Annotated in this window: 18 protein-coding genes and 4 tRNA genes; 7 read left to right on the forward strand and 15 right to left on the reverse strand. The window is 63.0% G+C overall.

The genetic code is table 11. The annotated features are described in order from the left end of the window. Positions 1-156: 156 nt before the first annotated feature. From ABS45_RS09685 to ABS45_RS09700, 4 genes are all read right to left on the reverse strand, one after another. Positions 157-513 (reverse strand): helix-turn-helix domain-containing protein, encoded by a 357-nt coding sequence (locus ABS45_RS09685; protein ID WP_291555281.1) that lies wholly within the window; start codon positions 511-513, stop codon positions 157-159. A 273-nt stretch (positions 514-786) separates the two neighbouring features. Beyond that, positions 787-2,253, reverse strand: coding sequence for a site-specific integrase (locus tag ABS45_RS09690; RefSeq protein ID WP_291555282.1), 1,467 nt, complete (start codon positions 2,251-2,253; stop codon positions 787-789). A 169-nt stretch (positions 2,254-2,422) separates the two neighbouring features. After that, positions 2,423-2,499 (reverse strand) — tRNA-Pro (locus ABS45_RS09695). A gap of 24 nt (positions 2,500-2,523) precedes the next feature. Further along, positions 2,524-3,507, reverse strand: a complete 984-nt coding sequence (locus tag ABS45_RS09700; protein WP_291555335.1) for a polyprenyl synthetase family protein — start codon at positions 3,505-3,507, stop codon at positions 2,524-2,526. Positions 3,508-3,669: 162 nt separating this feature from the next. Here ABS45_RS09700 and rplU point away from each other — a divergent pair, with 162 nt between their 5' ends. The 4 genes from rplU to proB all read left to right on the forward strand — a co-directional run bounded on the left by rplU (position 3,670) and on the right by proB (position 6,619). Continuing rightward, the gene (rplU, locus tag ABS45_RS09705) at positions 3,670-3,981 is read left to right on the forward strand and encodes a 50S ribosomal protein L21 (RefSeq protein ID WP_291555283.1); all 312 of its coding nucleotides are present in this window, start codon (positions 3,670-3,672) and stop codon (positions 3,979-3,981) included. Between the two features lie 17 nt (positions 3,982-3,998). Then, positions 3,999-4,256 (forward strand): 50S ribosomal protein L27, encoded by a 258-nt coding sequence (gene rpmA, locus ABS45_RS09710; protein ID WP_291555284.1) that lies wholly within the window; start codon positions 3,999-4,001, stop codon positions 4,254-4,256. A gap of 86 nt (positions 4,257-4,342) precedes the next feature. After that, positions 4,343-5,419 carry an Obg family GTPase CgtA gene (cgtA, locus tag ABS45_RS09715; RefSeq protein WP_291555285.1) on the forward strand — a complete coding sequence of 359 codons (1,077 nt, stop codon included), beginning with the start codon at positions 4,343-4,345 and terminating at the stop codon, positions 5,417-5,419. Between the two features lie 54 nt (positions 5,420-5,473). Then, positions 5,474-6,619 (forward strand): glutamate 5-kinase, encoded by a 1,146-nt coding sequence (gene proB, locus ABS45_RS09720; protein WP_291555286.1) that lies wholly within the window; start codon positions 5,474-5,476, stop codon positions 6,617-6,619. Between the two features lie 19 nt (positions 6,620-6,638). Here the strand turns inward: proB and ABS45_RS09725 are convergent, their stop codons facing one another. Further along, a complete protein-coding gene (locus ABS45_RS09725) occupies positions 6,639-7,301 on the reverse strand; it encodes an RNA pyrophosphohydrolase (RefSeq protein WP_291555336.1) in 663 nt (220 codons plus the stop codon). Positions 7,302-7,391: 90 nt separating this feature from the next. Between ABS45_RS09725 and ABS45_RS09730 the strand changes: the two genes are divergently transcribed. Both ABS45_RS09730 and ABS45_RS09735 read left to right on the forward strand, forming a co-directional pair. Then, positions 7,392-9,140, forward strand: coding sequence for a proline--tRNA ligase (locus ABS45_RS09730; RefSeq protein ID WP_291555287.1), 1,749 nt, complete (start codon positions 7,392-7,394; stop codon positions 9,138-9,140). A 5-nt stretch (positions 9,141-9,145) separates the two neighbouring features. Then, the gene (locus tag ABS45_RS09735; protein ID WP_291555288.1) at positions 9,146-9,784 is read left to right on the forward strand and encodes a lytic transglycosylase domain-containing protein; all 639 of its coding nucleotides are present in this window, start codon (positions 9,146-9,148) and stop codon (positions 9,782-9,784) included. Here ABS45_RS09735 and ABS45_RS09740 read toward each other — a convergent pair. Both ABS45_RS09740 and ABS45_RS09745 read right to left on the reverse strand, forming a co-directional pair. After that, positions 9,760-11,094 (reverse strand): hemolysin family protein, encoded by a 1,335-nt coding sequence (locus ABS45_RS09740; RefSeq protein WP_291555289.1) that lies wholly within the window; start codon positions 11,092-11,094, stop codon positions 9,760-9,762. The genes ABS45_RS09735 and ABS45_RS09740 overlap by 25 nt on opposite strands. 78 nt (positions 11,095-11,172) lie before the next feature. Then, positions 11,173-12,078 (reverse strand): DMT family transporter, encoded by a 906-nt coding sequence (locus ABS45_RS09745; RefSeq protein WP_291555290.1) that lies wholly within the window; start codon positions 12,076-12,078, stop codon positions 11,173-11,175. Between the two features lie 104 nt (positions 12,079-12,182). On the opposite strand from ABS45_RS09745, the gene ABS45_RS09750 reads away from it, so the two are divergent. Beyond that, complete coding sequence (locus ABS45_RS09750; protein WP_291555291.1) at positions 12,183-13,166, forward strand: quinone oxidoreductase; 984 nt, start codon at positions 12,183-12,185, stop codon at positions 13,164-13,166. A 199-nt stretch (positions 13,167-13,365) separates the two neighbouring features. Here the strand turns inward: ABS45_RS09750 and ABS45_RS09755 are convergent. The 8 genes from ABS45_RS09755 to ABS45_RS09790 all read right to left on the reverse strand — a co-directional run bounded on the left by ABS45_RS09755 (position 13,366) and on the right by ABS45_RS09790 (position 19,376). Next, positions 13,366-13,441 (reverse strand) — tRNA-Ala (locus tag ABS45_RS09755). A 6-nt stretch (positions 13,442-13,447) separates the two neighbouring features. Beyond that, a tRNA-Asp gene (locus tag ABS45_RS09760) sits at positions 13,448-13,524 on the reverse strand. Positions 13,525-13,575: 51 nt separating this feature from the next. Next, positions 13,576-13,651: transfer RNA gene (locus ABS45_RS09765), tRNA-Glu, on the reverse strand. A 97-nt stretch (positions 13,652-13,748) separates the two neighbouring features. Then, entirely contained in the window at positions 13,749-15,158 is a 1,410-nt protein-coding gene (gltX, locus tag ABS45_RS09770; protein ID WP_291555292.1) for a glutamate--tRNA ligase, read from the reverse strand. After that, on the reverse strand, positions 15,155-16,375 hold the full coding sequence (locus tag ABS45_RS09775; RefSeq protein ID WP_291555293.1) for an O-succinylhomoserine sulfhydrylase: 1,221 nt from the start codon (positions 16,373-16,375) through the stop codon (positions 15,155-15,157). Before ABS45_RS09775 ends, gltX begins: the two co-directional genes overlap by 4 nt. A gap of 100 nt (positions 16,376-16,475) precedes the next feature. Then, positions 16,476-17,981, reverse strand: coding sequence for an amidophosphoribosyltransferase (gene purF / locus ABS45_RS09780; RefSeq protein WP_291555294.1), 1,506 nt, complete (start codon positions 17,979-17,981; stop codon positions 16,476-16,478). Positions 17,982-18,008: 27 nt separating this feature from the next. Continuing rightward, entirely contained in the window at positions 18,009-18,497 is a 489-nt protein-coding gene (locus ABS45_RS09785; protein WP_291555295.1) for a CvpA family protein, read from the reverse strand. A 6-nt stretch (positions 18,498-18,503) separates the two neighbouring features. Then, on the reverse strand, positions 18,504-19,376 hold the full coding sequence (locus ABS45_RS09790; RefSeq protein ID WP_291555296.1) for an SPOR domain-containing protein: 873 nt from the start codon (positions 19,374-19,376) through the stop codon (positions 18,504-18,506). Between the last annotated feature and the right edge of the window lies 1 nt (position 19,377).

The raw sequence follows: 19,377 nt of genomic DNA on the forward strand, positions 1-19,377 counted from the left end.
CACCGAACGACTGCTTGAACCCATCGGTAACATTCCACCAGTAGAAGCTGAAGCAAAATACTTCAGTAACTTGGCAATCAAACACGCTTCGGAAGAGGCGGCCACTTTAACCACGTAGCCTCCTCGAAACCTGGGGCGATTCAAAGCGGACTTACATCATGTGTTGGCGTTCAAACGCTGCAATCGCGCCTGCTGGCGGCGCTGCTGACGCACCACCGGATTACTGTCAGCCAACATTATGGCGTCCGACCGTATTGCTGGCGAGACATCGGCTTCCGGCGCCGCTTGTCCAGGTACCAACTCACCATCAGGTGTGGTTAATTGGCCTTTACGAAAAGTCTTGTCCAGAAACTCCCGAAAGTCTGCCGGATGCCAATACTCGCGGCCGCCAAAACGCACCGGTGCAGGCATGGTACCCGCGCGGATGTAGTTCTCGATCGTCTTCCTGCTGCAGCCGTCGAAGATACGGGCGGCATCCGCCATGGTGATCAGCTTGAAATCCGAGAGAGACATGAGATATCACAGAGAAGTTATGACGCCTCGTCTAGGTCGTGAATTTATCTTGCTCGAAGAATCTCCAATTTGCGCTCGCCGTTTGGCATGAAAGACGCGGCTTCCTCAGGTGAGTGGCGCACGACGCGCGATACTGGGAATGCAATGACGGCGGCCACGTCAGCCCGCCCAGCTGCGTCCCCAACAGGGACTTCTGCCGCGCTCGCTACGTCAAGCGAAGCGTCGTCGACCGTGACCGAAGCGCTAACGAGCGCATGCGAATCTGCAGGGTCGCTACCCTCCACTAAGCTGGATGCAGACACCTCGGCGGCCCTGTTCAAAAACTTGCGCCCCCGATGGATGCGATATTTTTTTTTCGTTCTTGAAGCACTCATCTATCTTCTTTGCCACCCGCCCCGAGCACAGATGGGCATAGCGCATCAGCATCCGCAAGTCCCGGTGTCCACTAAAAACCTGCAACTCCGGCAACGTGAACTTACCGGTCTCCGCCAGACGCGACAACGCTTCGTGACGTGCGTCATGGATGTGCAGGTCGGTGATTTTTGCTATCTCACATCCCTTGCTCCAGGCGCCTACGAGATAGTCAATCCCCAGGTCGAAAACCCGCTCGGTGTCGCGGGGTAGCTCGCGCACTAGCTGCACTAGATCTTCGCGCAGTGCCAGCTTGCGTGGACGCCCGTTTTTAGTCTTAGGAAGATAGGCCGTCTTCGCGACGAAATCGACGTGCTTCCACGGCAACCCGAGCGTCTCGCCCCGGCGTGCAGCGGTCATGACCTGGAACAGATAAAAAACCTGTAAATAGGGCACAGCCTCAGCCGTCTCCTGCGCCAGCGGGAGCAACTCAGTACGGACTTTCGCCAGCACCTTTTTGCGTGCGCTGACGCTCGTAAACACATGGTCGGCAAGAGCGGCGTCGGCAAGTTCGCTCAATCGAGCCTCAACGGCACGCTCGAAGTCCAGCGCGGCGAAGGCCTCCAGCAGGCGGCGCTCTTCGTCGTCCGCGATGCGGCGATCGCGCTCATTGAAGTACTTCGGCCGGCGGACCGCGTCCATGGGATTCTTCGCCAGCGGGTAGTCCCAGACAGAGATGGCAATCTTGAAGAGAGCCTTCAGGCGGTCAATTTCGCGGTCGACCGTAGCCGGTGCGACGGCATCGATTCGCTCATTGATGAAATTCTCGACGTCCACCGTCGTGATTTCCGACAGCGGCTTGTGAATCCAAGCCAGCTCGCCGCTGCTGCGGCGCATCTGAAACTTGCTCACCCGCGCGGCGAGACCGCGCCTGCGCCGCTCTTCGCGATATTTCTCGAGCAGTTCGAGGCCGACCGGCCCGCTATCGGCGAGCCAGCCCTCCAGCGAATAGGAGAGCACCTGATGGCTCTTGTGTTTTGGCGCTTCCTCGAGCAGGTAGCGCACCATCAGTTCAGCGAGGCTGACTTTGAGCGATGCCGTGTAGTCGACGAATAATCCGCGACTGCGCTCTTCCGTTGTCCGGGCGATGAAACCTTCGGCTTCCTTGCGCGTCTTGAACGTCGCGCTCAGCGGCTTGTGCCCTTTGTCGCGAATACGCACGAGCCAGCTTTCATCGAGCTGCTCGACACGCGGCTTCAAGCGTTGCGCGCGCAAACACGCCATGTAGCTTCCAACGTCATCGAGCCGGTTGAAGCTGAAGTGCCGGGTCAGGTCGTCGCGGTTCTTGACCGCGACACGAAAGCGCCCGCGGTTGGTGAGGTCAGCCATGTGAGTCTCCAGTTGACAAGGGAGACTCGTGAAGTGAATGGGTTTTAGCCTTGTCGAGTTTCTGTCCCACCCAACTCTGCTTTCGTGGAACAGATTTGGAACAGAACCTGTTAAAACACAAAAGCCGCGGAGTTCGCGGCTTGTATGTCCTTGATTGGCAAGGAAATTCTGGTCGGGGTGAGAGGATTCGAACCTCCGGCCTCTACGTCCCGAACGTAGCGCTCTACCAGGCTAAGCTACACCCCGATGGCTCCGCATGATTCAGCGAGCTCACACTCGCCGCTCAAGCAACTGAGCCGCCAATTGTAGCAGCGCTTTGGTATGAGAATTGGCTGGAAGCACAGACAGCGCCTGCACTGCCAGCTGTGCCTGGGCCTGTGCTGCGGCCCGCGTGGCGCTCATGGCATCCGTCGCATGCACAACGCCCGCCACTGCGGCAAGTTCATCGGTCGATCCGGTCTCGATCACCCTGCGCAGCAGTGCACGCTGCTCCTCAGTACCACGCTGCATCGCGATGATAAGCGGCAACGTCATCTTGCCTTCGCGCAGGTCATCGCCAATGTTCTTGCCCATCTCGTGCACGTCGCCTTCGTAGTCCAGTGCGTCATCTATGACTTGGAACGCCGTGCCCAGCGCCTGCCCATAGGCTGCACAGGCCTGCTCCACCGAAGCGCTGCTTCCGGCAAGCACCGCCGCCAGGCGTGCACTGGCTTCAAACAACTTGGCTGTCTTGGAGCGAATCACTTCCAGATACCCGGCCTCTGTCAGGCTGGCATCGTGCGTATTGACCAGTTGCTGCACCTCGCCCTCGGCAATTACATTGGTCGCATCCGCGAGAATCTCCATCACCCGCATGTCGCCCGTCTGCACCATCATCTGGAAGGCGCGCGAGTACAGGAAATCGCCGACGAGCACGCTGGCCGGGTTGCCAAAATTCTCATTGGCCGTCGCATGACCACGGCGCAAGGTTGACCCGTCTACAACATCATCGTGCAGCAGTGTCGCCGTATGAATGAACTCCACCACCGCCGCCAGGTTGTAACGGCGGACATCCAGGCATTCCAGCGCACCGCACATGAGCAGCAGCAGAGCAGGTCGCAAGCGCTTGCCGCCCGCCTGAATGATGTAATGCGCTACCTCACCGACCAGAGCCACTGAAGAGCTCAGCCGTGCGGCAATGACCTTGTCCACCTCGCGCATATCATCGGCGATCAGGGCCAAAGCGGCAGTTGTGCTGGATGCAGGGGCGCTCAAGGAGAGTCTCACGAAGTTGGTCGTCAAGTCCGGCGAATTATATGAAGCACCGCCAATCCCCCTCAACGACCCGGCAGCGCGATTTGGTCAACGGCACAATATCCAGTACAATCAGCGGTTCTGCAAAAATTCGTTTGCAGATCTCACTACATAGAGGTTTACATGTACGCGGTCATAAAAACCGGCGGCAAGCAGTATCGCGTTGCCACCGGCGAAAAAATCAAGATAGAACAGATTGCTGCGGAAGTAGGCCAGGAGATCGTGCTGGATCAGGTACTGGCTGTCGGTAACGGCAGCGAGCTCAAGGTCGGTACACCCCTGGTGTCCGGAGCAAGCGTCAAAGCGACGGTGGTGGCCCACGGCCGTCACGACAAGGTTCGCATCTTCAAGATGCGCCGGCGCAAGCACTACCAGAAACGCCAAGGCCATCGCCAGCAGTTCACCGAACTGCAGATCGATGCGATTGCCGCTTGAATACAGGGGATTGAACCATGGCACACAAAAAAGGCGGCGGCTCGACGCGAAACGGGCGGGATTCCAAGCCCAAAATGCTCGGTGTGAAAGCTTACGGCGGTGAACTGGTGAACGCCGGCTCCATCATCGTGCGCCAACGCGGCACGCGCATGCACGCTGGCAGCAACGTCGGCATCGGCAAAGACCACACGCTGTTCGCTCTGGTCAGCGGTCACGTATCCTTCAGCACCAAGGGTGCCTTGTCCAAGCACACGGTCAGCGTTACTCCTGCCTGATACTGGTACTTTGACCACTCCAAAGCCCCGAGCCATCGGGGCTTTGTTGTTTGGACAGTCACACCGACTCACTACACTCGCACACCATGAAATTCGTGGATGAAGCCTTCATCGATATCGCAGCCGGAGATGGTGGCAACGGCTGCGTATCGTTTCGCCACGAAAAGTACAAGGAGTTCGGCGGTCCGAACGGCGGCGATGGCGGGCGTGGTGGTCATGTATTTGCCGTTGCCGATCCCAACCTGAACACGCTGGTGGATTACCGCTACGCGCGCCGACACGAGGCCAGGCGCGGCGAACACGGCATGGGCTCCGACATGTTTGGTGCAGCAGGAGACGACATCACGCTCAAGATGCCGGTCGGCACCATCATCACCGACGCCGACACCGGCGCCGTTCTGTACGAGCTGCTCGAGCCCGGCAAGCCGCTGCTGATCGCCAAGGGCGGCGATGGTGGTTTTGGCAACCTGCGCTTCAAGAGCGCGATCAACCGCGCACCGCGCCAGAAGACGCCAGGATGGCCAGGCGAGAAAAAAAGCCTCAAACTTGAGCTCAAGGTGCTGGCCGACGTCGGCCTTCTGGGCATGCCCAACGCGGGCAAGTCCACGCTCATCGCCGCAGTTTCCAACGCGCGGCCCAAGATTGCGGATTATCCTTTCACGACGTTGCACCCCAACCTCGGCGTGGTGCGCGTGAGACCGGAGCAGAGTTTCGTCATTGCCGATATTCCCGGTCTCATTGAAGGCGCCTCCGAAGGCGCGGGTCTTGGACACCAATTCCTGCGCCACCTGCAACGCACCCGACTGCTGCTGCACATCGTGGACATGGCACCGTTCGATGAATCGGTGGATCCCGTGGCGCAGGCCAAGGCCATCGTCACCGAGCTGAAAAAGTACGACTCCGCGCTGCACGCCAAGCCGCGCTGGCTGGTGCTCAACAAGCTGGACATGGTGCCTGCTGAAGAGCGCGCTTTCCGCGTCAAGGATTTCGTCAAACGCTTCCGCTGGAAGGGGCCGGTGTTCGAGATTTCAGCGCTGACACGCGAGGGCTGCGAGTCGCTGGTCAGAGAGATCTACCAGCATGTGCATGCGGAACAAGTGGCCGGACAACCGCCAGCCGACGTTGATCCGCGATTCGCCGACCTCAGCGATCCACCGCACTGAAATATTATTTTGATAGCTTAATGCGAATAACCAATAAGCGTTACAGCGATTTTAATGAAAAATTCAAGCTCTCCGCTGCGTGACGCGCACCGCATCGTCGTCAAGGTCGGCTCCAGCCTTGTGACCAACGAAGGGCGCGGACTGGATGCGCAGGCGATTGGCGAGTGGGCCCGCCAGCTCGCGGCCCTGGTGCGCGGAGATGCCGGCATTCCGCGCGAAGTCATCATGGTCTCCAGCGGCGCGATTGCCGAAGGCATGAAACGCCTGGGCTGGCGCACCCGCCCGAGTGAAGTGCGCGAGCTGCAGGCCGCGGCCGCTGTCGGGCAGATGGGCCTGGCACAGATGTACGAAACCAAGCTGAGCGAGCAGCACCTGCCCAGCGCGCAGGTGTTGCTCACGCATGCCGACCTCGCCGATCGCGAGCGCTATCTCAACGCCCGCTCTACCCTGCTGACCTTGCTGGAGCATGGCGTGGTGCCGGTCATCAACGAAAACGACACCGTGGTCACCGATGAGATCAAGGTGGGCGACAACGACACCTTGGGTGCGCTGGTCACCAACCTCGTCGAGGCCGATGCGCTCATCATCCTCACCGATCAGCAGGGTCTGTACGCCGCCGACCCGCGCCGTGTACCCGATGCCGCGTTCATCCACGAAGCCCAGGCTGGCGACCTGCAGCTCGAAGCCATGGCGGGCGGAGCGGGTTCATCGATCGGCAAGGGCGGGATGATCACCAAGATCATCGCTGCCAAGCGTGCCTCGGGCTCGGGCGCGGCCACCGTGATCGCATGGGGGCGCGAACCCGACGTGCTGCTGCGCCTGGCGCGGGGCGAATCCATTGGCACGCTGTTGACAGCGCATACCCACAAGCACCAGGCACGCAAGCAGTGGATGATGGACCACTTGCAATTGCGCGGCTCGGTCACCGTGGATGCCGGCGCCGCCGCAGTGCTGCGCGAGGCCGGCAAGAGCCTGCTGCCTATCGGCATGGTGGCCGTCGAGGGGGAATTCGTGCGCGGCGACGTGATCGCGGTGCGCGACGCCGCCGGTTCCGAAATTGCCAGGGGCCTGGCCAATTACGCCAGCGCCGAAGCGCGCCTGCTGTGCCGCAAGCCGTCTTCCGAATTCGAACGCTTGCTCGGCTATGCGGCCGATCCGGAAATGGTGCACCGTGACAACATGGTGCTCACTCAGGGCTGATGGCGCACCAGCTCGCGCCCTATTGAATCGGTGGGCGCACTTGTGGATTGTCCGCCTCCGGTTGGGGATCCGGATCAAAGCTGGCGCCTGGCGGGAGTTCCACACCCGGATGCACCAGCATGGAACCTGACCGATAGGCGCTGACATAGTCCGCTCCAGCGTGGTCGCGCCCGCGCATGCTGGAGCGCAGATAGCGATTGCGCTGCAAGGTGCGCGGCAGAAAGCGCGAAAGCTCGGTCAAGGCCAGTTCGTAGACTCCGCGCTTGAACTCCACCACGACATCGAGTGGCACCCAGTAATCGTTCCAGCGCCAGGCATCAAACTCCGGGTGGTTGGTGGCGCGCAAGTTCAGATCCCAATCATTGCCCGTGAGCTGCAGCAAAAACCAGATCTGTTTTTGTCCCTTGTAGTGTCCGCGTGCATCCCGGCGGATATAACGGTCCGGCACCTCGTAGCGCAACCAGTCCCGCGTACGGGCAACCACACGCACGTGGTGGGCCAAGAGCCCAACCTCTTCGTGCAGCTCCCGGAACATCGCCTCTTGAGGACTTTCGCCCCGATCGATGCCACCCTGCGGAAACTGCCAACTGTGCGTACCTAAGCGTTTGCCCCAAAATACCTGGTTTCTCTGGTTGAGCAGAATGATGCCGACATTTGGCCTGAAGCCTTCCCTGTCGAGCATAATCGAACCCCAATTCTTGCAAATTGAGTCCATTATGCACGCTTGCATTCCTGCGGCAAGCGCTGTCACTGCGGACAGCAAAGTCACGCGATGAAAGCCTCCCAGTTTTTTATTTCCACCCTCAAGGAAGCCCCCGCCGACGCCGAGATCGTCAGTCACCAGTTGATGATGCGCGCCGGCCTCATCAAGAAGCTCGGCGCGGGCATCTACAACTACATGCCGATGGGGCTGCGGGTGATCCGCAAGGTCGAAGCCATCGTGCGCGAAGAGATGAACCGCGCTGGCGCCGTGGAATGCACCATGCCCGTGGTGCAGCCAGCCGAGCTGTGGCAGGAGACCGGGCGCTTTGAAAAAATGGGCCCCGAGCTGCTGCGCATCAAGGATCGCCACCAGCGCGACTTCGTGATTCAGCCCACCAGCGAAGAGGTAGTGACCGACATCGCGCGCCAGGAGCTGCGCAGCCACAAGCAGTTACCGAAAAACTTCTACCAGATCCAGACCAAGTTCCGCGACGAACGTCGCCCGCGCTTTGGCCTGATGCGCGGGCGCGAGTTCATCATGAAGGACGCCTATTCCTTCGACAAGAGCCGCGAAGCGGCGCAGATCAGCTACCAGTCCATGCGCGCGGCCTATGCGCGCATCTTTGATCGCTTCGGGCTCTCGTACCGCGCAGTGCGCGCTGATTCGGGCGCGATTGGTGGCGACCTGTCCGAGGAATTCCAGGTGATCGCCGCCACCGGCGAGGACGCCATCGTCTATTGCGCGGCCAGCGATTACGCCGCCAACATGGAGAAGGCCGAGAGTGCACCGCCCGGCGCCGCCCGCCCTGTCCCCGGGGAGGCGCAAACACTCACGCCCACGCCGGGCAAGAGCACCTGTGCGGCCGTGGCCGAGTTGCTCGGGCTGCCGCTTGAGCGCACAGTCAAATCGCTGGTGCTGGCGACGGATGAGAAAAACGAGGCCGGTGACATCGTGGGTGCCAGGGTCTGGCTGCTGCTGCTGCGCGGCGACCACGACATGAACGAAGTCAAGGTATCCAAGGTGGCGGGACTGGACGCGGGTTTCCGCTTTGCCACCGTGGCCGAGATCGAGGAGCACTTCGGCGCCAAACCAGGCTACCTCGGGCCCTTGAACCTGCTCAAGCCCGTCACCATCGTGGCCGACCGCGAAGTCGCGGTGATGGCCGACTGGGTCTGCGGCGCCAACCGCGAAGACTTTCACGTCACCGGCGTGAACTGGGGGCGCGACCTGCCCGAACCGGCGCTGGTGGCCGATCTGCGCAACGTGGTGGCGGGTGACCCCTCGCCCGACGGCAAAGGCGAACTCACGATCGAGCGCGGCATCGAGATCGGCCACGTGTTCTACCTGGGCACCAAGTACTCGAAAGCGATGAACGCCACCTTCCTCGGCGAGGATGGCAAGCCTGCATTCTTTGAAATGGGTTGCTATGGCATCGGTATTACGCGCCTGCCTGCCGCCGCGATCGAGCAGAATCACGACGAGCGCGGCATCATCTGGCCCGATGCGATCGCGCCCTTCACCGTCGTGCTCTGCCCCATAGGCATGGATCGAAGCGAGGCGGTTCGCAACGCAGCGCAAAAGCTGCATGCGGATTTGATCGCAGCGGGCGTCGATGTCATACTGGACGACCGTGGCGAGCGCCCCGGCGCGATGTTTGCCGACTGGGAGCTGATCGGCGTGCCGCATCGCGTGGTGCTCTCGGACAGAGGCCTCAAGGAAGGCCAAGTGGAGTACCAGCACCGGCGCGCAAGCACAGCCACCCAGATGGATCTTGCAGACGTCGCACACTACCTTTTGGATCACATCGGCAAGCAATGAAGGGATTGGAAACCACTCGCAGGCACTGGCTGCTGGCACTGGGTGCAGGCCCGGCCGGTTGGCTGGGTCTGCCTGCGGCAGCCCATGCAGGGGGGCAGATCGAGGAACCCCTGGCGGATTCGGTACGCAGCGCCCTAAGCGCTGCGGTTACTGATCTGGCGCCGCCCGAGCCGGTCTTTGCCAGCACCGAGGGGCGCATCACCTATCTTCGCTGGCTCGGAACGATGAGCGATCGGCTGCGCGCACGCAAAACCAGTTGGGAGCAGCGGCGCGATTTCCTTCAGACCGTCTGGTACGAATCCAAGCGCGCTGGCCTGGATGAATCACTGGTGTTGGGCCTGATCCAGGTGGAGAGCGCCTTCCGCAAGTTTGCCGTGTCTTCCGTCGGGGCGCGCGGCTACATGCAGGTGATGCCGTTCTGGTCGCGCCTCATCGGCGACAGCGATGTCGGCAAGCTGTTCCACCTGCAGACCAATCTGCGCTTTGGCTGCGTGATCCTGCGCCACTACCTGGACCGTGAAAACGGCGATCTGTACATGGCGCTGGGTCGCTACAACGGCAGCCGCGGCCGATCGCACTACCCCAACGCCGTTTTCGCCAACCAGCGGCACTGGAAATTTCAGGAATCGACGCGCAGCGCCTGAGTTGCTTCAGCGGGCGGTTGGGCTGCAGGCAGCCGGGTGACCATGACTTGGTCGATGCGATAGCTGTCCACGTCCAGCACTTCAAACAGATAGCCACCGAATTTCACGCTGTCGGTGCGCCGCGGCACACGCCTGAGCATCACCATCAGAAAACCCGCCAGCGTCTCATATTCATCTGCGCTGGGAAGTTCGTCCAGCTGCAGTGCGTGCAGCACATCCTCGATCGGCGCCACACCATCGATCAGCCACGAATTTTCATCACGGCGCACGATCTGCTCTTCATCGGCCGGGCCGATCAGCTCGCCCATGACCGTGCTCATCACGTCATTGAGCGTGACCACACCGACCACGCGGCTGTATTCATTGACCACCACCGCAAAATCCTCGTGCGCCTGGCGGAACTGCTCCAGCACATCGGCCAGGGTCAGCCGGTCGGGCACAACCAGCACCTTGCGCACCAGCGCGTCGTCGCGCAATGAAAGCGGCTGGTTGTTGAGCACACGCTGAAACAGATCCTTGGCATCCACATAGCCGACCACGTGGTCGATGTCGCCCTCGCACACCGGGTAGGTGGAAAACGGCTCGGCCGCGATGCGCAAGCGGATGACCTCGTCCGGATCGTCGCGCAAAAAATAGGCTACGCGCTCGCGCAGTGTCATCACCGAGGCCACCGCGCGCGAGTCGAGCTCGAACAGATTGGCAATCACCTGCTGCTCGCGCTCGGCCAAGACGCCCGCACGGGCCCCGGCCTCGGTCATCGCGAGGATGTCCTCGAAGGTGACGTGATCGTCGCGCTGGCCCGGCGCACCCAGCAGCCGCAGCAGCCCGTCGGCAGAACGGCTGTACAGCCACACCAGTGGTTTGAACACCAGCATGCATACGTGCATGGGCCGCACCACGCGCAGCGCGATGCGCTCGGGCTGCGCCATCCCGAGGCGCTTGGGCAGCAGGTCGGCGAACAGGATGAAGAGCGAGGTGACAAGCAGGAAGGACGCGACAAAACCCAGCGTCTGCGCGCTGGCAAGAGGCAGCCAGTGCGCCAGCCACGCGGTGAAATGGCTGCCCAACGCACCTTCGCCGACGATGCCGCCCAAAATGGCCACCGCATTCAGCCCCACCTGCACCACGGTGAAGTAGTCGCCCGGCTGCTCCTGCACCGCCAGCACCTGCCTGGCACGCACGTCGCCGTCGTCGGCCATCTGGCGCAAGCGCAAACGGCGCGACGCGGCCAGCGAAATCTCGGCCAGCGAGAAAAACGCGCTGGCAACAATCAGCAGTGCGATGAGCAAGAGGCTTTGGATCAGCGTCATGGGCCAGGCAGAAGTGGCGGGGCGCCGCGTTCGGCAAACCAGTGTAACGGGCGGCCCGCGGGCGGTTCGGCGTGTAGATCAGCTGCGCCGCGAAGTCACGACGATGCCGCCCACGATCAGCAGAAACGCCCAACCGTGATAGGCATGCGGCAATTCACCCAGAAACGCCGCCGACATCAGCGCCGCGAACAAGGGCGTGAGGTTGAGGAAAAACCCCGCCAGCACCGGCCCGCCCTGGCGCACGCCCTCACCCCAGAAACGATACGCCAGTACCGCCGGACCGAGCGCGATGAAGGCCAGCGCCGCTGCCAATGGCCAGCTCCAGCGAATCGCGTGGAAATCCCCCAAGGTCCACTCCACCCCGGCAAAAAAGCCGGACCAGCCCAGGCCGAAGATGAGCTGCGCCATCAAGAACGCGCTCCAGTCGGCGCGCAACGCGCGCGGCTCGTCGGTGCGCTGCAGCAGCCAGCTGTAGAACGCCCAGGCAATGGTGGCCAAGACCATGTAGAGATCGCCCGGTACCAGCCGCAGCGCGACGAGTTGCTGCCAGTCGCCTCGACTCAAGACCAGCAACACTCCGGCAATCGACAGCAGCGCGCCCAGCGCCTGCCCACGCGCCACCGGTGCCTGAAAGAACAGCGCGCCCACCAACAGCATCCAGACCGGAAGGCCTGCGGCCACCAGCGTGACGTTGACGGGCGTTGAGGTTTGCAACGCCAGGTACTGCAGCGCGTTGTAGCTGCCTATGCCCAGCAGCCCCAGCATGGCGTAGCGCCGCCAGTGGCCCCATACGCTGCCCGAAGGCGCGAGCACGCGCCAAGCCAGCGGCAGCAGCACGATGAAGGCCAGCAGCCAGCGCAAAAAGTTCAGCATCGACGGACCAACCAATGCATGCACCATGCGCCCGACGACGGCATTGCCGGCCCACAGCAGTGGCGGAATCGCGAGCATCGCGATCGTGGAAGGAGAAATGCGGCCCAACATCAAGCCAGCGACTGTAACGGCTTGCACCCTCTTTGCTGCGTTGCAAGGTCAAACGTGGCACGATCGCTCCATCCCTTTTCATTTGATGACAGGAGTGTTGCCTCATGGTTCGTGCCGTCCAGATCCGCCAGCACGGCGGCCCCGAAGTCCTTGAACTCGTCGACCTGCCGGTGGGCGAGCCCGGCCCGGGCGAAATCCGCATTCGTCACCACGCCATCGGGCTCAACTTCATCGACGTGTACTTTCGCACCGGCCTGTACGCGGGCGCCTTGCCGATGGTGCCGGGCGGCGAAGGGGCAGGCGTCATCGAAGCCGTGGGCATGGGCGTCACCCACCTGAAGGTGGGCGACCGCGCGGCCTACGCCGGGCCGCAGGGCAGCTATTGCGAGGCGCGCGTGCTGCCCGCCACCACCGTCTGCAAGCTGCCGGACGCCATACCCTTCGATACCGGCGCGGCGATGATGCTCAAGGGCCTGACGGCGCAATACCTCTTGAAAAAGTCGCGCCCTGTCGAGGGGCTGGAGCCGGGCGACTTCGTGCTTTTTCACGCCGCCGCCGGGGGCGTGGGCCTGATCGCCTGCCAGTGGGCACGCGCGCTTGGGTTCAAGCTCATCGGCACCGCAGGCAGTGATGAAAAATGCGCTCTGGCGCTTGCCAATGGTGCAGCATATGCTATCAATTACGCCAAGGAAGACTTCGCTGCGCGCGTGAAGGAGATCACCGGCGGCCAAGGGGTGAAGGTGGTCTACGACTCGGTTGGCAAGGACACATGGGAAGGCTCGCTCTCATGCCTGCGCCCCTTTGGCCTGATGGTGAGCTTTGGCAATGCCTCGGGGCCGGTGCCGCCGTTTGCGCCCGGCATCCTGGGCGCCAAGGGGTCGCTGTACGTCACGCGCCAAACGCTGTTCACCCACATGGCCACGCGTGCCTCCACGCAGGCCATGGCAGACGACCTGTTTGACGTGGTCGCGAGCGGCAAGGTGGCCATCCACATCGGCCAGCGACACGCCCTCGCCGACGTGCAGCAGGCACACCGCGACCTGGAAGCGCGCAAGACGACGGGCTGCACCATCCTGACGCTGCCCTGAGCGCCGCGCCAAAGCGTCTCACACGACGGCGTGCACAAGCACGGCATCGTGCTGCGCTGCCATGCCGGCATACCAGCGAAAATACCCGCAAGCCGCCGGTGCCGCCCCAGGTCGGCATGCACGACCTAGAGCAAAAAACCCGCGTCCTTGTGACAGGAGCGGGTTTTGAGGTGTCATGGGGCTTTGTGAGACCCCGATTTGGTGGAGGTAAGCGGGATCGAACCGCTGACCTCTTGCATGCCATGCAAGCGCTCTCCCAGCTGAGCTATACCCCCAAATGTTGGCGGAGTGGACGGGACTCGAACCCGCGACCCCCGGCGTGACAGGCCGGTATTCTAACCAACTGAACTACCACTCCAGCACAGCTTTTGTTGCTACGTTTACCGCAGCAACCAAGTGCCGTACAACTTGGCGACCCTACGGGGATTCGAACCCCGGTACTCACCGTGAAAGGGTGATGTCCTAGGCCTCTAGACGATAGGGTCAAATTCCCAGGAACTTGCGTTCATCTTCCCTGAAGCGCTCTGATCTGCGTTACGATCTGATCGTAATCAGGAAAGACGCGCATTGTAGCGTGGATTTTCAGCGCTTCTGGAGTCGCGCGAGGATTTTTTCACGGCCGAGCAATTCCAGCACCGCATCGACCGACGGAGTGTGCGCCACGCCCATGGTGAGCACGCGCAGCGGCATCGCGAGCTGCGGCATCTTGATGCCCTGCGCCTTTAACACCGCTTTCAGCGCCGCGTTGATGGCCTCGCGCGTCCACTCCACGCTCTGAATCGCTTCAGCAAACGCGGCCAAGGGCGCGTCGGCGGCGGCGGTGAGCTGCTGCGCCACGTCCTCGGCATTGCGCTCGATGGTATCGACGTAAAACAGGCGCGCCCAGTTCGCCAGATCAACCAGCGTTTCGCAGCGGTCCTTGAACAGCGCGCAGATGCGCGACAGGCGGTCGTCGGCATCGATTTGTGCGCCGCTCACGCCCGCGTTCAACATGAAGGGGCGCACCAGGCGCGCGAGTTCATCATCCGCCAGCGCCTTCAAGTGCTGCGCATTCACCCAGCGCAGCTTGGCTTCATCAAACTGACCGGCGCTCTTGCCCAGATGGTCGAGGTTGAACCACTCAAGAAACTGCGCGCGCGAGAAGATTTCATCATCGCCGTGGCTCCAGCCCAGGCGCGCAAGGTAGTTGACCATCGCGTCGGGCAGATAGCCCGCGTCGCGGTACCAGGTGACGGGTTTGGCGCCGCGGCGCTTGCTCATCTTCTCGCCGTCTTCGTTCAGCACCGTCGGCAGGTGGGCGAACACCGGCGGCTGCACGCCCAGCGCCTCGTAGATGTGGATCTGGCGCGGGGTGTTGTTGACGTGGTCATCGCCGCGGATCACGTGGGTGATCGCCATGTCCATATCGTCGACGCAGACGCAGAAGTTGTAGGTGGGCGTACCGTCAGGACGGGCAATCACCAAGTCGTCGAGTTCGCTGTTCTGGAATTCGATGCGGCCCTTGCACTTGTCGTCCCAGCCAACAGTGCCGGTTTGCGGCGTCTTGAAGCGCAGCACCGGCTGCACGCCTGCAGGGATGGGGGGCAGCACCTTGCCTGGTTCGGGCCGCCAGGTGCCGTCGTAGCGCGGCTTTTCCTTGGCGGCGCTTTGGCGTTCGCGCAGCGCGTCGAGCTCCTGCACGCTCATGTAGCAGGGGTAAACGTGGCCGCTGGCCTTGAGCTGTTCAAGCACCGCCTTGTAGCGCTCCATGCGCTGCATTTGGTAGAACGGGCCCTCGTCGATGTCGAGCTGCAGCCACTGCATGCCTTCGAGAATCACGTCCACGGCCTCTTGCGTGGAGCGCTCCAGGTCGGTGTCCTCGATGCGCAGGATGAAGTCGCCGCCATTGGCACGGGCAAACGCCCACGGGTACAGCGCCGAGCGGATGTTGCCCAGGTGGATGAAGCCCGTCGGCGACGGGGCGAAGCGGGTACGTACTTTGTTTGTGCTCATGCCAAGGTGTCCAGGCCGCGAAGCAAATCGGCCTTCAGATCGTCCATGTGTTCCAGGCCCACCGAGATGCGAATCAGGCCCTGTTTGACGCCCGCCGCCTGGCGCTGCTCTTCCGACAGGCGCCCGTGCGAGGTGCTGGCGGGGTGGGTGATGGTGGTCTTCACGTCGCCCAGGTTGGCGGTAACCGAGCACACGCGCGTGGCGTCGATCACGTGAAAGGCGTTGGCGCGCAGTTGCTCGGGCGTGGTGCCGACGACATCAAACGCCAGCACCGTGCCGCCCATGCCGCTTTGCTGGCGCATCGCCAGGTCATGCTGCGAGTGGCTCTTGAGGCCGGGATAGTGCACGGCGGCGACCTTGGGGTGACCCTCGAGCCAAGTCGCCAGCTCCAGCGCGGCGGCGCTCTCGGCCTTGACGCGCAGTGCCAGCGTTTCCAGCCCCTTCAAGACCACCCAGGCGTTGAACGGCGAGAGGTTCAGGCCGCCGCTGCGCAAGAAGGTGCCCATCACGCCATCGACCAATTTCTGCGTGCCGCAGACGGCGCCGGCCATCACCCGGCCCTGCCCGTCGAGCAGTTTGGTGCCCGAGTGCACGACGAGATCGGCGCCGAACTCGACCGGGCGTTGCAGCACCGGCGAGGCGAAGCTGTTGTCCACCGCCAGCAGCGCGTCCGCGCCGTGGGCGATGTCGGCAAGCTGTGCGATGTCGCACAGGTCGGTGAGCGGGTTGGTTGGCGTTTCGGCGAACAGCAAGCGGGTATTGGATTTGACGGCGGCGCGCCAGGCAACAACATCGGTTTGCGAGACGAAGGTGGTCTCGACGCCAAAGCGCGCCATCTCGATGCCCAGCAGCTTCATGGTCGAACCGAACATCGACTGCGATGCGATCACGTGGTCGCCCGCCTTGAGCGTGGTCAGCGCCACCAGCAGGATGGCCGCCATGCCGGTGGTCGTCGCCACCGCGCATTCGGTGCCCTCCATCTTGGCAAGGCGCTGCTCGAAGCTCGCCACCGTCGGGTTGCCGGTACGAGTGTAGGTATAGCCCTCGTGCGGGTGAGCGAAGTGGCTGGCGGCGGTCTCGCAATCGTGCTGCACGAAGCTGCTGGTGAGGTACAGCGCTTCGCTGTGCTCGCCATAGCCGCTGCGCGCCGATGCTTGGCGCACCGCATAGGTTTCGGGATGCAATCCCTCGGGTAGTCCAATGGTTTCCTGGGTCATGATTTTTCTGAAACGATAGCTATTTGCGCTTTATCAAAGGCGCTTTTCAATCTATTTATCCATGAAACGCAGTACTGGCAGGCGCTGCGCGCTCACTTTTTCATGTGGTTTCCGCATTGGGCAGGGACAGCCGCGAAGCCGGCGCGTCGTCGCCCTCCTGCGCACCACCGCGCCCCGCACGCATGGCGGCCAGATCGGCATCAGTCAACCCGGTGACATAGCGGCCATCGAAGCATGAGGCTTCAAACCCCGCCACCTTCGGGTTGACCGCTTGAATCGCGCGCTTCATGGCCTCCAAGTCCTGGTAGATCAAGGCATCGCAGCCGATGTAGGCGCGGATTTCCTCGACCGTGCGGCCATTGGCAATCAGCTCTTCGCTCGTCGGCATGTCGATGCCGTAGACGTTGGGAAAGCGCACCGGCGGCGCTGCCGATGCGAGGTACACCTTGGTCGCGCCAGCGTCGCGCGCCATTTGCACGATCTCCCTGGACGTCGTGCCGCGCACGATGGAATCATCGACCAGCAGCACGCGCTTGCCCTTGAACTCGCTGACTATGGCGTTGAGCTTCTGACGCACGGATTTCTTGCGCGCGGACTGCCCCGGCATGATGAAGGTGCGGCCGACGTAGCGGTTCTTCACGAAGCCCTCGCGGTACGGAATACCCAGCTTTTGCGCCAGCTGCATTGCGCTGGGGCGGCTGGATTCGGGCACCGGGATGATGGAGTCGATCTCGCTGGGCGGCACGGTGGAGACCACGCGCTTGGCCAGCGTTTCGCCCATGTTCAGCCGCGCCTGGTAGACCGAGATGCCGTCCATCACCGAGTCCGGGCGCGCCAGATAGACGTACTCAAAAATGCAGGGGTGCAGCTCGGCATGGTCGGCGCACGGGGCGGATTGAATCTCGCCGTCTTCGCGCACCAGCACCGCTTCGCCGGGCGCAATATCGCGCACCAAATGCAGCGAAGTGCCCTCCAGCGCCACCGATTCACTGGCCACCATCACACTGCCATCATCGCCCTGCCCCAGGCACAGCGGCCGAATGCCGAACGGGTCACGAAACGCGAGCAACCCGAAACCCGCGATCAGCGCCACCACGGCGTAAGAGCCCTGCACGCGACCATGCACCGCGCGCACGGCGGCAAACACCTCTTCGCTGCGCAGCTGTGCCCCCCGGGTGGCGCGCGCCAGCTCATGCGCCAGCACGTTGAGCAGCACCTCGGTATCGCTGCCGGTGTTGGTGTGGCGGTGGTCGTTCTCGAACAGCTCGCGCCGCAGCGCGTGCGCATTTGTCAGATTGCCGTTGTGCGCCAGCACGATGCCAAACGGTGCATTGACGTAAAACGGCTGCGCCTCCTCTTCGCTGGCGGCGTTGCCCGCCGTCGGATAGCGCACCTGGCCCAGTCCGCGCGCACCCGGCAGTGCCCGCATGTTGCGCGTGCGAAACACGTCACGCACCATGCCCTTGGCCTTGTGCATGAAGAACTTGCGGTTCTGCTCGGTAACGATGCCGGTGGCATCCTGCCCACGGTGCTGCAGCAGCAGCAAGGCGTCGTAAATCAGCTGATTGACGCTGCCCTGGCCGACGACTCCGACGATTCCGCACATGCTCTCGCTCCTTCAACGCAGACCGGCTTACACCGGCGCGGCAACGGCCCATGGCTGCGGCAGTACCGGCCCCAGACCCCTGAGCGTCTGCTGCAGCAGCGGCGCCACGCGCGAGGCCTGCCACCACGGCTCGGCCGGCAGCGGCGTGAAGCCAGCCGCCCAGACCGCCACCAACAGCAGCAAAGCGCCGCGCACCGCGCCAAAAATCGCACCCAAAGCCCGGTCCGCCGGCCGCAGCCCGGCGGCCGTGATCAACTTCTTTGCCAGCGCAGCCAGCAGGCCGCAGGCAAACACCACAACGATGAACAGCAGCACAAACGCCACCACCGGGCGCCAGGGCACCTGCGCTTCGCCCCAGGGAAGCATGACGCCCAGGTCGCCCGCGAACCAGCGCGCCACGACAAAGGCCAGCACCCAGCCCGCCAGCGACAGCACCTCAAACACCAGCCCGCGCCAGGCGCCCAGCAGCATCGACAGCGCAAGCACCGCGAGCAAGCCCCAATCCAGCAGCGCCATACAGGGCTACAGCGTCAAAATGGCGCCATCCAGCCCCAGGCCCTTGATGCGATCGAGCACCTTGGCTGCTTCAGCACGGTTGGCAAACGGGCCCAGGCGCACGCGCGTGGTGCGCACCCCTTCCTTGCCCTGGATGTCCTGCGCATAGGTCTTGAGGCCGGCGCGCTCCAGCCGGGCACGCACCTCGCGCACCTTGGCCTGATCGGCGTAAGCGCCAACTTGCACGATGAAGCGCTCCGCCTGCGCAGTGGCAGCGGGCGTTGCAGCCACTGCACCCCCGTTTTTTCCTTCCAGCAAGGCGCGCGCCCGCGCGGCATCCGCATCGGAACTTGGCGCCGGGGTGGGCACAGGCGTGGGCGCCACGGCGTGTTTGGGCTCGGTCTTGGGCTCGGCTTTCGGCTCGGCCTTTGGCACGGGTTTCGGTTCCGGCCTGATGTCAAGCTTGGGCTCCGCCTTGGCCGGCGCCTTGGCTTCAGCGCTTTCAGCCGGGGCTGCCGGTGGCGATGCTGCGGCGGGCGCCGCAGCAGCAACCGGTTTGGCCGGCACCTGCTCTTCGCCATCCGCCAGGCCGGCGCCCACCGCCTGCTTTGCGGCATCGGCCGTGGTGGCCGGGGCAGCGCCTATCACCAGCGCGCCAGCGGTGTTGCGATCGGGAATGTCGATAGCCACCTTGACCGGCACCGTGCGCGGCTGGGTATCGAACACCATGGGAAACACGATTACGCCGGCGAGCACCAGCACCACCGCGCCAATCAGTCGCTGGCGCGCCCGGCGGCGCAGCTCTTCGACGCTTTCGGCCTGTGCCGCGCGGCCCCGCCTGGAACTGCCCTTGTCTGGCGCTTGGGACTGATTGAACCAGGGGAATTTGAAAAATGCCATG

The sequence above is a fragment of the Comamonas sp. SCN 65-56 genome (assembly GCF_001724135.1).
GTDB lineage: Bacteria > Pseudomonadota > Gammaproteobacteria > Burkholderiales > Burkholderiaceae_C > Comamonas_C.